The sequence below is a fragment of the Alsobacter sp. P4_H11 genome (assembly GCF_056400925.1).
On sequence record NZ_JBFUKI010000004.1, the window covers coordinates 15,152 to 27,007 of the forward strand.

Here is an 11,856-nt window from a genome sequence, read left to right on the forward strand (position 1 = left end):
CGTGATGTCGCTGAGGGGATACGTCACGATGTTTCGCACGCCACAATTGTCATCCGTCGGCGAGGCTCCGCCCGCGCCTGTCGCGACCGCGTCCACCTTCGGCGCGCCCGAAAGCGTGCACACCTTCGGGTTCCTGATGGTGCCGGACTTCTCGATGATTGCGTTCACGTCCGCGATCGAGCCGCTGCGCCTGGCCAATCGCTGCTCGGGCAAGACGCTGTATGGCTGGCGCATCTTCTCCCCGGACGGCCAGCCCGTGACGGCCTCCAACGGCGTCAGCATCGCGGTGGACGGCGGATATGCGGATGTCGGCCCCATGCCGGCCGTGGTGGTGTGCGCCGGGGTGGACGTGCACCGCTTCGACCATGGGGCGCTGATCGCCAAGCTGCGCACGCTGGCCTTCTACGGCGTGCAGATCGGCGCGGTGTGCACCGGCACGCACGTGCTCGCCAAGGCGGGGCTGCTGGCGGGTCGCAAATGCACCATCCACTGGGAGAACAACGACAGTTTCCGGGAGGAATTCTCGGACATCGACGTCACCCAGGAGCTGTTCGAGATCGATCGCAACCGCTTCACCTGCGCGGGCGGCACGGCCGCAATCGACATGATGCTGTCGATGATCGCCAAGCAGAAGGGGCCGGAGATCGCCGCCCAGGTGACCGACCAGCTGATCCACCATCGCCAGCGCGACTCGCACGAGCGCCAGCGCATGGAACTGCGGGCCCGCCTGGGCGTGGCGCATCCCAAGCTGCTGGCGGTCGTTTCCGAGATGGAGAAGAGCCTGGAGACGCCGCTCTCCTGCGCGGAGCTGGCCGACGAGGTGGGGCTCTCGACGCGGCAGCTCGAGCGGCTGTTCCGCAAATATATCGGCGAGGCGCCGACCAAGTATTACCTCAGCCTGCGGCTGAACCGGGCGCGCTTCCTGCTGCGGCAGACCTCCATGCCGATCCTGACGATCGGGCTCGCCTGCGGCTTCGTGTCGGCGTCGCATTTCTCCAAATGCTACAGCGAGCACTTCGGCCGCACGCCCTCGCACGAGCGGCGAGGCTTGCAGTGACGGAGCCGGTGCGGGCCACCGGCTCTTGCCTGTGCGGCGGCGTGGCTTTCAAGGTGAGGGGCCCGCTGCGCGACATCGTCGCCTGCCACTGCTCGCAGTGCCGCAAGACCACCGGCCATTTCCTGCCCGCCACGCAGGCCCGGACGGACGCGATCGATTTCTCGTCGGACGAGACGCTGCGCTGGTATCGCTCCTCGCCCGAAGCCGAGCGCGGCTTCTGCGGCCGCTGCGGCGGCGCGCTGTTCTGGCGCCCGACCGGCGGCGACGTGACCAGCATCGCGGCCGGTTCGCTCGACCCGCCGACCGGGCTGACGATCCGCGAGCACATCTTCTGCGACGACAAGTCGGACTATTATGAGCTGAGCAACGGCAAGCCGCGGTTTGGCGGCGACCGCGCGTAGTCTCGCGCCTCGCACCCACTACCCGCTACTAAGTCCCTCATCCTGAGGAGCGTCGCCCCTTGGCGATGCGTCTCAAAGGACGAGGGACTCCAGTGTGCTCGGCCAAGCAGCCTCCTGGGATCCCCTCGTCCTTCGAGACGCAGGCCCAAGGGGGCCTGCTCCTCAGGATGAGGGGTGTGGTTGGTGGGGAGGGGCGCTTCGAGAGGGGACTTGTGTGGGGAGGGGGCGCTCCCCACAGCTCCCCCCGGCAACGGCTGACGCTTCCAGGCCAGAAGGGGGCGGATGGACTCGCTGCGCCCCGGCGCGCAGCGTCCAGTATGGGCGCGCCGTGCGTCGCGGCAGGAGCAGCGTCGGAACCGAATGCCTTCCCGATCCTCGGTCGACAGCTTCGACTACGTCATCGTGGGCGCCGGATCGGCCGGCTGCGTGCTCGCCAACCGGTTGAGCGAGGACCCGGCCGTGACGGTCGCGGTGCTGGAGGCGGGCGGGGGCGATCGCTCGCCCTTCATCCAGATGCCGAGCGCGCTGTCGATCCCGATGAACTCGGCCAAATACGACTGGCGCTACGCGAGCGAGCCCGAGCCGCACCTCAACAACCGCGTGCTGCACGTGCCGCGCGGCAAGGTGCTGGGCGGCTCGTCCTCGGTGAACGGCATGGTGTATGTGCGCGGCAACGCGCAGGATTTCGACGGCTGGGCCGAGCAGGGCGCGCGCGGGTGGGACTATGCCCGGGTGCTTCCCTATTTCCGCCGCGCCGAGACCCGGGAGGAGGGCGGCGACGCCTATCGGGGCGGGGACGGGCCGCTGCACACCAGCTACGGGCCCATGGCCAATCCGCTGTATCGCGCATTCATCGACGCCGCCCGGCAGGCCGGCTACGCCGAAACGGACGACATCAACGGCTTTCGGCAGGAAGGCTTCGGCCGGATGGACCGCACCATCCATGCGGGCCGGCGGTGGAGCGCCGCGAACGCCTATCTGCGCCCCGCGATGGCGCGGGCGAACCTGCGCGTGACGCCGCTCGCGATGGCGACGCGGATCCTCTTTGAAGGGCGACGCGCCGTTGGCGTCGCGTACCGTGTCGGGGGCCCAAGCGGGCCGGAACGGCAGGTCATGGCCCGCCGCGAAGTGATCCTGGCGGGCGGGGCCATCAATTCGCCGGCGCTGTTGAAGCTTTCGGGCGTGGGGCCGGGGGCGGAGCTGGCGCGGCTCGGCCTGCTCGTGCTGGCCGACCGGGCCGGTGTGGGCGAGAACCTGCAGGACCACATGGAATATTACTTCCAGGTGGCGAGCCGGCAGCCGATCACGCTGTATTCGTCCATGAGCCTCTGGGCCAAGGCGCTGATCGGGCTGCGCTGGATGGCGTTCAAGACCGGGCTCGGGGCCAGCAATCACTTCGAAAGCTGCGGCTTCATTCGCAGCCGCGCCGGGGTGCGGTGGCCGGACATCCAGTACCACTTCCTGCCGCTCGCCATCACGTATGACGGCCGCAGTCTCGCCAACGCGCACGGCTTCCAGGCCCATGTCGGCACCATGCGGTCCAAGAGCCGCGGCCATGTGCGCCTGCGCGGGCCGGACCCGTTCGCCAAGCCGGTGATCCGCTTCAACTATATGAGCCATCCGGACGACTGGGAGGAGATGCGCGCCAGCGTGCGGCTGACGCGCGAGATCTTCGCGCAGGCGGCGTTCGACCCTTATCGCGGCGAGGAGTTGCAGCCGGGCGCGGGCGTGGTCGCCGATGAGGCCATCGACGCGTTCCTGCGCGAGAAGCTGGAGAGCGCCTACCACCCGTGCGGCACGTGCCGCATGGGCGCGGCGGACGACCCGCTGGCGGTGGTGGATCCGGAGCTGCGGGTGATCGGCGTCGAGGGATTGCGGGTGGCCGACACGTCTGTGTTCCCGACGATCACGACCGGCAACCTCAACGCGCCCGCGATCATGCTTGGCGAGAAGGCCTCGGACCTGATCCGGGGGCGGGAGCCGCCGCCGGCCAGCAACGCGCCGGCTTTCGTGCACCCGCAGTGGGAGACGGCGCAGCGGTAGGCATTTTGCTCCGTGACGGAGCGCGTTCCCTCTCCCGCAGGGCGGGAGAGGGGCAGGGGTGAGGGCGGCCGGGCCGTGCTGCTGCCGGTTATTTGGCCGTCGTGCTGCTTCTAGGCCCTCACCCCTGCCCCTCTCCCAGAGGGAGAGGGATCGCGCTCGGAGGTGGAGCCTCATAAACCCGCCTAGCGCTGCCCTACTCCCCCTCGCTCCGCCGCAGCACGCCGGCAAGCGCGTCGCGGACGCCGATGGCGCCGACGAAGCGGTCATCGGCGTCGAACACCGCAACCGGGGCGGCATTGCGCTGCATGGCCACCATGACGTCGCGCAACGGCGTGTCTTGGCGGGCCCAGAAGGCCAGCGCGGGGCCTTTCAGCCAGCCGGCCGGGTCGACGCTGCAATCCTGCCATGGCGCCGCGGCGCCGTCGCGCTCCGCCGCCGTGACCTTGCGGTCGCCGTCGACCCGGAAGCGCGTGGTGCGACGCCGGTCCAGCCAGACCCAGCCGTCGCCGGCGCCCTCAAGATCGCGCGAGTCGCGCATGACGTTGTAGGCGGTGAGCACGTTGAGCGGGTTCACGTGGGCGACGAACTCGCGGACGTAGTCGTCGGCCGGGCGCAGCACGATGTCCTCGGGCGTGCCGAACTGGACGATGCGGCCACCCTCCATGATGGCGATGTGCCGGCCAATCTTGAGCGCCTCGTCGAGATCGTGGCTGACGAACAGGATCGTCTTGCCGAGATTGCGCTGCAGGTCCAGCAACTCGTCCTGCAGCTTGGTGCGGATCAGGGGGTCGAGCGCCGAGAAGGGCTCGTCCATCAGCAGGATGTCGGCGTCCGTCGCGAAGGCGCGGGCGAGGCCGACGCGCTGCTGCATGCCGCCCGAGAGCTCGTTGGCGTAGCGGTTCGCCCAGCTGTCGAGGCCCACCATGCGCAGCTTGTCGGCCACGATGCGGTCGCGCTCGGGTTTGGGCATGCCGCGCAATTCGAGGCCGAAGCCGACATTCTCGGCCACGGTGCGCCAGGGCAGCAGGGCGAATTGCTGGAACACCATGGCGACGCTTTGTGTGCGCACGGCGCGCAGCGTCGCGGCGTCGGCCGAGGCGACGTCCACCATGCGGCCTTCGTGCCGCAGCAGCACCTCGCCGCGCGTCACCTTGTTGAGGCCGTTCACGGCGCGCAGCAGCGTCGACTTGCCGGAGCCGGACAGGCCCATGAGCACGCAGATCTCGCCGCGCCGCACCGCCAGGCTGGCGCCCGCGACGCCGAGCACCTGCCCGGTGGCGGCCTGGATCTCGGCGCGCGTCCGGCCCTCGTCGAGGAGGCGCAGCGCCTCCTTGGGCCGATCGCCGAAGATGATGTCGACGTCGCGGAATGCAATCGCGGTTTCGGTCTCCGCCATGGCTCAGTTTCCGCGCCGGCGTTCGGGCTGCTTGAACAGCCGGTCGAGCACGATGGCGAGGATCACGATCGCGAGCCCGGCCTCGAAGCCCATCGCGACATTGACGGAGTTCAACGCCCGCACCACCGGCTTGCCGAGCCCGTCTGCGCCGACCAGCGCGGCGATCACCACCATGGAGAGGCTGAGCATGATGCACTGCGTGACGCCCGCCATGATGGTGGGCAGCGCGTAGGGCAGCTCCACCTTCCAGAGCAGCTGGCGCTTGGTCGCGCCGAAGCTCTCGCCGGCCTCGATCAGCGGGGTGGGGACGGAGGAGACGCCCAGATAGGTGAGCCGGATGGGCGCGGGCAGCGAGAAGATCACGGTCGAGATCAGGCCCGGCACGACGCCGAGGCCGAACAGGATCAGGGTGGGGATCAGGTACACGAAGGTCGGGATGGTCTGCATCAGGTCCAGCACCGGCCGGATGGCGGTGTAGAGCCAGGCCCGGTGCGCCGCCGCAATGCCGATTGGCACGCCGATCAGCACGCAGGTGAGCGTGGCGAAGAGCACCAGGGAGAGCGTCTCCATGGTGGGTTTCCAGTAGCCGAGGTTCACGATCAGCGCGAAGGCGAGCGCGATGAAGAGGCTCAGGCCCCACGAGCGGTGCAGCGCATAGGCGAGCGCCGCGAAGGCGAGGATCAGCACGACCGGCGGGAACCAGAGCAGCGCCGCCGTGAACGCCATGATCACCGCGCCGAGGCCGAACGAGATAGCGTCGAACACCGCCTGCGCGTGGTCGTTCAGCGCCCCGACGGCCGCTTCCATCCACTTGCCGAGCGGGATCTTCCTGTCCGCTCCGGTGAACCAGCTCTCCATGGCGTTCTTTTCCCGCTACGCACGACATCGCCGACGGTGTCCTTCTCCCGCCGGGAGAAGGTGTCCGCGGAGCGGACGGATGAGGGACTGGCCTCGCCGGAAGAGCTTCTCCGGCAACCAAATCCCGGCCGTTAGTCCCTCATCCGGCCCTTCGGGCCACCTTCTCCCAGGGGGAGAAGGCGCGCCCGCGCATATCAGTTACTTCAACCCGAGCGCGGTCTTGACGGCAGGGAGGCCGGGCTTGCCGTCCAGCGTGGTCACGTCCTTGAGCCAGCCGTCGAGCACGGCGGGGTTCTTCTTGAGCCAGTCGCCCGCGGCCTTGTCGGCCTCCTGCTTGTCGAACAGGATCGCGCCCATGATCTCGTTTTCCATCTGCAGCGTGAACTTCAGGTTCTTCAGCAGCTGGCCGACATTGGGGCACTCGGCCGAATAGCCGGCGCGCGTGTTGGTGTAGATGGTGGCGCCGCCGAGGTCCGGACCGAAGATGTCGTCGCCGCCGGCCAGATACTTGATCTGGTACTTGGTGTTCATCGGGTGGGGCTCCCAGCCGAGGAACAGGATCGGCTCCTTGCGGCGGGTGGCGCGCTCCACCTGGGCGAGCATGCCCTGCTCGCTGGACTCCACCAGTTCGAAGTCCTTCACCTCAAACTTGTTGTCCTTGATCATGTCGAGGATCAGCCGGTTGCCGTCGTTGCCCGGCTCGATGCCGTAGACCTTGCCGGCCAGCTGCGTCTTGAACTTGGCGATGTCGGCGAAGGTCTTCAGCCCCGCCTCATAGGTGTAGGCCGGCACCGCGAGCGTGTACTTGGCGCCTTCCAGGTTGACGCCGACGACCTCCACGGACTTGTCGTCCACATAGGGCTTCCGATCCGCCTCCATGGTGGGCATCCAGTTGCCCAGGAACACGTCGATGTTCTTGTTCTTCATGGACGTGTAGGTCACCGGCACGGCGAGGACGTCGGTTTTTGCCGTATAGCCCAGGCCCTGCAGCACCAGCGAGGTCGCGGCCGTGGTGGCGGTGATGTCGGTCCAGCCGACGTCCGAGAAACGCACCGTCTTGCAGGACGCCGGGTCGGCCGCGGCGGCCAGCGAGGTGGTGGCCAGAACGGCCGCGACGGAAATGGTGAAACGGCTGAAACGCATCGGGTGCTCCAATCGGCTATCCCGCCTCGAGCGCGGCGGTGTGGCGCATGGTGGATCACAAAACTGTCATGGGGAAGGGGTGTGGGCTGGCGCGAGCAGCGGGCGCGCCCTGCGACCATTCCGGGCATTGCGGTCACCGACCTCTCCGTCATCCCCGGCGGCGCGCAGCGCCGGGAAGTGGATCCAGGGCAGCTGCGCCCATGGCCACTGGATCCCCTTCCCGACCTGCTGCGCAGGTCGCCGGGGATGACGGCCCATCGAGCCGCCAATTGCTTGCATCAGCTTGGGCCGCGCGTCCGTCATTGCGAGCCGGAGGCGAAGCAATCCAGCCTAACGGCCAGACAATTAGACTGGATTGCTTCGCTGTCGCTCGCAATGACGGGGAGGTTGCGTCTGCGTTCGAGCGCAGCCTAACGCCTCGCTCAGTGCGTGGCGTCTGGCATGGAGGCCTTCTTGCGGTCGATGTATTCGCGCAGGGCTTCGTCCACGCCGGGGTCGATGGGCGGCGCCTCGTATTCGGCCAGCGTCTTCTTCCACAACGCGTTGGCGCGCTGGGGGGCGTCGAGGCGGCCCTCGGCCTCCCATTGCTCGACGGAGTTGTTGTCCGAGATCGTGGAGCGGTAGAACGCGGTCTCGAAGTTCGCCTGCGTGTGCGCGCAGCCGAGGAAATGGCCGCCGGGCGCGACCTCCGCGAAGGCCTGCATGCCCTGGCCGTTTTCGCTAAGGTCGATGCCCTTGGCCAGTACGTGCATGGCGCCGAGCTGGTCGCAGTCCATCATGAACTTTTCGTAGGAAGACGCGAGGCCGCCCTCCATCCAGCCGGCCGCGTGGAGCACGAAATTAGCGCCGGCATGGATCGTCGGCACCAGCGTCTGCGCGCTCTCATAGGCGGCCTGCGCGTCCGGGAGCTTGGAGGCGCAAAGCGAGCCGCCGGTGCGGAAGGGCAGATTGTAGCGGCGCGCCAGCTGGCCGGCGCCGTAGATCGCGAGCGCCGCCTCGGGCGTCCCGAAGGTGGGCGCCCCGGACTGCATGGACAGCGTCGACACGAAGGTGCCGAAGATCACGGGCGCGCCGGGGCGCACGAGCTGCGTGAACGAGACGCCGGCCAGCACCTCGGCCAGCACCTGCGCGAGCGTGCCCGCCACCGTGACGGGGCTCATCGCGCCGGACAGGATGAAGGGCGTGATGATGGTGGCCTGCATGTTGCGGGCGTAGACCTCCGCCGCGCCCAGCATGGTGTTGTCCCACACCATCGGCGAGTTGGCGTTGATGAGGCTGGTGCAGACCGTGTTGTTGGCGACGAACTCCTCGCCGAACAGGATCTTCGACAGGTTCACGGTGTCCTGCGCGCGGTCCGGATGCGTGACTGAGCCCATATAGGCTTTGTCCGAGTAGCGCATATGCGCGTAGACCATCTCGAGATGGCGCTTGTTGACCGGCAGGTCCACGGGCTCGCACACGGTGCCGCCCGAGTGGTGCATGTAGGGGCTCGCATAGGCGAGCTTCACGAAATTCTGGAAGTCCTCGATGGTGCCGTAGCGGCGGCCCTTGTCGATGTCGTGCACGAAAGGCGAGCCGTAGACGGGCGCGAACACCGTGTCCTTGCCGCCGATGTGGACGCTGCGCTTCGGGTTGCGGGCGTGCTGGATGTAGTCGCTCGGCGCGGTCGAGATCAGCTTGCGGGCGAGGCCGCGGGGAAAGCGCACGCGCTCGCCCTGGATGTCGCAGCCGGCGTCCTTCAGGAGCTTGAGCGCGGAGGGGTAGTCGCGGAACTCGATGCCGACGTCCTGCAGGATGGTCTCGGCGTTGCGCTCGATGATCTCCAGCCCCTCGGCCGAAAGCACGTCTGTGAGCGGGAGGTTTCGCGTGATGTACGGGATCGACAGGGCGGAGCGGTGCGCCCGCGCGGCCCGGCGCGCCTCGCGCCCGCGGCGCGCCTCGCGGGGATTCTGGACCTCGTCGCTCATGCGGTTCCTCGCGCCTGCTTGTCGGGCCGCCGGGGATGCGGTCCGCTTTCACTCACGCTAGGCGCGCGCCGCCCCGCCGCCTCACGCGGGGGCGGCGCTGAGTTGTCCCGGCGCGACCGAGCCCCTCGCCCCGTCCCGGGCAGAGGGGGACATGGCGCGCATCCGACAGTCGGGGTCGGGGGGCGGTGAGCCGCTTGCGCGGCGGGCCTCGACAGTCGAGGCTGCGGCGTTGGCGGGGCCGATGCGCCGGTTTGTTCGTGTCGAGGGAAGCAGGACCATGAAATCACACGCGCGCGTGGTCGTGATCGGCGGCGGCGTGGTGGGCGTCTCGACGCTCTATCACCTGGCCCGCAAGGGCTGGTCGGACGTGGTGCTGATCGAGCGCAAGGAGCTCACCTCGGGCTCGACCTGGCACGCCGCCGGCCTGCTGCCGCTGTTCAACATGAGCTACTCGGTGGGGCAGATCCACAAGTACTCGGTGGGGCTCTACGCCACGCTGGAGGCCGAGACCGGCCAGAATGTCGGCTTCCAGCAGGTGTCCAATATCCGACTGGCGCGCACCAAGGCGCGTTGGGACGAGTTCATGTACTACGCCGGCGTGGCGCGGACGATCGGCGGCATTGAGGTGAATGTCCTCACGCCCGCGCAGCTGAAGGAGATCTGGCCGCTGTGCGAGACGGACGGCATCCTGGGCGCCATCCAGCATCCGCAGGACGGCTACATCCAGCCGGCCGATCTCACCCAGGCGCTGGCCAAGGGCGCGCGCAGCCGCGGCGCCGAGATCTATCGCTACACGGCCGTGCTCGGCATCGAGCAGACGCCCTCGGGCGAGTGGCTGGTGAAGACCGACAAGGGCGACATCACCTGCGAGCACGTCGTGTCGGCGACCGGCAACTTCGCCCGCAAGACCGGCCAGATGGTGGGGCTCGACGTGCCGGTGATCCCGGTGGAGCACCAGTACATCGTGACCGAGCCGCATCCGGCGATCCAGGAGCGCAAGCGCAACGGCCTGCCCGAGATGGGCGTGCTGCGCGAGAGCGACTCCTCCTGGTACATGCGCGAGGAGGCCGGCGGCCTGCTGCTCGGCCCCTACGAGACCGGAGCGCCCTGCTGCTACGTGGACGGCCCGGACGCGCAAAGCGAGTACGAACTCTTTCAGGAAGACCTCGACCGGCTGGCGCCGCACATCGAGACCGCAATTACACGCGTGCCGGCCTTCGGCGAGGTCGGCATCAAGAAGGTCTATAACGGCGCCATCGCGTATACGCCCGATGGCAGCCCGATCATCGGCCCGGCCTGGGGCCTGAAGAACTTCTGGCTCAACGAGGGCCATTCCTTCGGCGTCACGGCGGCCGGCGGCGCCGGCTGGCAGCTCGCAGAGTGGATCGTGGATGGCGAGCCCACCATCGACATGATGGGCGTCGACCCGCGCCGCTTCGGCCCCTACGCGTCTCGCGGCTACCTGCGCGCCAAGAACGAGGAAGCGTACGCCAACGTCTTCACCACGCATTACCCGGACGAGGAGCGCGCCGCGGCGCGGCCGCTCAGGCAGACGCCCTGCTACGACCGCATGAAGGCGCTCGGGGCCGTGTTCGGCTCGGTCTATGGCTGGGAGCGGCCGGGCTGGTTCGCGCCGCCCGGCTACGAGGTTCCGGGGGAGGAGCTCAACGTCGACGACGTGCTCACCAACGAGAACCACGCGCCGGCGACCAGCGACGGCAAGGTGAAGGAGCGCTGGAGCTTCCGCCGCTCCAACTACTTCCCGTTCGTCGGCGAGGAATGCCGCAACGTGATGGAGAATGTCGGCCTGCAGGACATGTCGGCCTTCGCCAAATACGTGGTGAGCGGGCCGGGCGCTGAGGCGTGGCTCGACTCCATCCTGGCCAACCGGATCCCGAAGAAGATCGGCCGGCTGGCGCTGACGCATCTGCTGTCGCAGAACGGCGGCGTGCGATGCGAGTTCACGGTGCTGCGCATCGGCCCGCAGAGCTTCTATCTCGTGGGCGCCGGCGCCTATGAGCGGCACGACTGGGACTATCTGCAGAAGCTGCGGCCGCGCGACGGTTCGGTGGACCTGCAGAAGGTGACGACGCAATACGGCGTGCTGGTGCTGGCCGGGCCGCGCTCGCGCGAGGTGCTGCAGACGCTCACGGATACGGACCTGTCGAACGGGGCCTTCCCGTGGCTGTCGGGGCAGACGATTTCGGTGGGGGCGGCCTCGGCCCGGGCGTTGCGCGTCAATTTCGTGGGCGAGCTCGGTTTTGAACTGCACCACTCCATCGAGATGCAGAACTACATCTTCGACCGGCTGATGGAGGCAGGAAAGCCGTACGGCATCCGGCCGTTCGGCATTAAGGCGATGGACAGCTTGCGGCTGGAAAAGAGCTACCGGCTCATTCCGCGCGAACTCTCGATCGAATATTCGGCGCTGGAATCCGGGCTGGATCGGTTCGTCCATCCCAACAAGGGCGCGTTCATTGGCCGGGACGCGCTGGTGGCGTGGCGCGAGCGCGGGTTCAAGAACCGCTTCGTCACCCTCGAGGTGCACGGCGTGACGGACGCGGACGCGCGCGGCTCCGAGCCGCTGTGGCTCAATGGCGAACTTGTCGGCCGCTCGACGTCCGGCGGCTACGGCTGGCGCTGCGGCAAGTCGCTGGCGCTCGGCATGGTGCGGCCGGATCTCGGCGAGATCGGGCAGGAGCTGGAGATCACCATCCTGGGCGAGAAGCACCGCTGCACGGTGGTGGAGGAGAGCCCGTTCGACCCGCAGAACGAGCGCCTGCGGGCGTGAGGAGAGCATTTCTCCACGATGAAGACGCGTGCGCCCTTCTCCCCTCGGGAGAAGGTGGCCCGAAGGGCCGGATGAGGGCCTGGCGGTCCGTCATCGAGGCTGGCCTTTTGAGCCCTGGTCGCGGACTTTCAGTCCCTCATCCGTCGGCTTCGCCGACACCTTCTCCCGGGGGGAGAAGGGGGCGCGTCTGGGCGACCGGC

8 protein-coding genes are annotated in these 11,856 nt (G+C 68.3%); 4 read left to right on the forward strand and 4 right to left on the reverse strand.

Annotated elements, in window-relative coordinates; all coding sequences use genetic code 11:
• Positions 1–4: 4 nt before the first annotated feature.
• From AC1DSZ_RS07850 to betA, 3 genes are all read left to right on the forward strand, one after another.
• Positions 5–1,057, forward strand: coding sequence for a GlxA family transcriptional regulator (locus AC1DSZ_RS07850; RefSeq protein WP_476837830.1), 1,053 nt, complete (start codon positions 5–7; stop codon positions 1,055–1,057).
• Positions 1,054–1,458 (forward strand): GFA family protein, encoded by a 405-nt coding sequence (locus AC1DSZ_RS07855; protein WP_476837831.1) that lies wholly within the window; start codon positions 1,054–1,056, stop codon positions 1,456–1,458. The genes AC1DSZ_RS07850 and AC1DSZ_RS07855 overlap by 4 nt, the downstream gene beginning before the upstream one ends.
• Before the next feature lie 360 nt (positions 1,459–1,818).
• Entirely contained in the window at positions 1,819–3,501 is a 1,683-nt protein-coding gene (gene betA, locus AC1DSZ_RS07860) for a choline dehydrogenase (RefSeq protein ID WP_476837832.1), read from the forward strand.
• 193 nt (positions 3,502–3,694) lie between these two features.
• On the opposite strand, the gene choV is transcribed toward betA, so the two are convergent.
• The 4 genes from choV to AC1DSZ_RS07880 form a co-directional block, all read right to left on the reverse strand.
• Complete coding sequence (gene choV, locus AC1DSZ_RS07865) at positions 3,695–4,897, reverse strand: choline ABC transporter ATP-binding protein (protein WP_476837833.1); 1,203 nt, start codon at positions 4,895–4,897, stop codon at positions 3,695–3,697.
• Positions 4,898–4,900: 3 nt separating this feature from the next.
• Positions 4,901–5,755: a choline ABC transporter permease subunit gene (choW, locus tag AC1DSZ_RS07870; protein ID WP_476837834.1), complete on the reverse strand. Its 855-nt coding sequence runs from the start codon at positions 5,753–5,755 to the stop codon at positions 4,901–4,903.
• 198 nt (positions 5,756–5,953) lie between these two features.
• Positions 5,954–6,898, reverse strand: coding sequence for a choline ABC transporter substrate-binding protein (locus tag AC1DSZ_RS07875; protein WP_476837835.1), 945 nt, complete (start codon positions 6,896–6,898; stop codon positions 5,954–5,956).
• Between the two features lie 422 nt (positions 6,899–7,320).
• Complete coding sequence (locus AC1DSZ_RS07880) at positions 7,321–8,865, reverse strand: trimethylamine methyltransferase family protein (protein WP_476837836.1); 1,545 nt, start codon at positions 8,863–8,865, stop codon at positions 7,321–7,323.
• 277 nt (positions 8,866–9,142) lie between these two features.
• Between AC1DSZ_RS07880 and AC1DSZ_RS07885 the strand changes: the two genes are divergently transcribed.
• Positions 9,143–11,656, forward strand: a complete 2,514-nt coding sequence (locus AC1DSZ_RS07885) for a GcvT family protein (RefSeq protein WP_476837837.1) — start codon at positions 9,143–9,145, stop codon at positions 11,654–11,656.
• Positions 11,657–11,856 lie beyond the last annotated feature (200 nt).

Excerpts from the sequence above, each read along its gene's own strand:
- AC1DSZ_RS07885 (WP_476837837.1), top strand. The coding sequence starts at position 9,143 with ATGAAATCACACGCGCGCGTGGTCGTGATCGGCGGCGGCGTGGTGGGC.
- AC1DSZ_RS07880 (WP_476837836.1), bottom strand. The coding sequence starts at position 8,865 with ATGAGCGACGAGGTCCAGAATCCCCGCGAGGCGCGCCGCGGGCGCGAG.
- betA (WP_476837832.1), top strand. The coding sequence starts at position 1,819 with ATGCCTTCCCGATCCTCGGTCGACAGCTTCGACTACGTCATCGTGGGC.
- AC1DSZ_RS07875 (WP_476837835.1), bottom strand. The coding sequence starts at position 6,898 with ATGCGTTTCAGCCGTTTCACCATTTCCGTCGCGGCCGTTCTGGCCACC.
- AC1DSZ_RS07850 (WP_476837830.1), top strand. The coding sequence starts at position 5 with ATGTCGCTGAGGGGATACGTCACGATGTTTCGCACGCCACAATTGTCA.
- choV (WP_476837833.1), bottom strand. The coding sequence starts at position 4,897 with ATGGCGGAGACCGAAACCGCGATTGCATTCCGCGACGTCGACATCATC.
- choW (WP_476837834.1), bottom strand. The coding sequence starts at position 5,755 with ATGGAGAGCTGGTTCACCGGAGCGGACAGGAAGATCCCGCTCGGCAAG.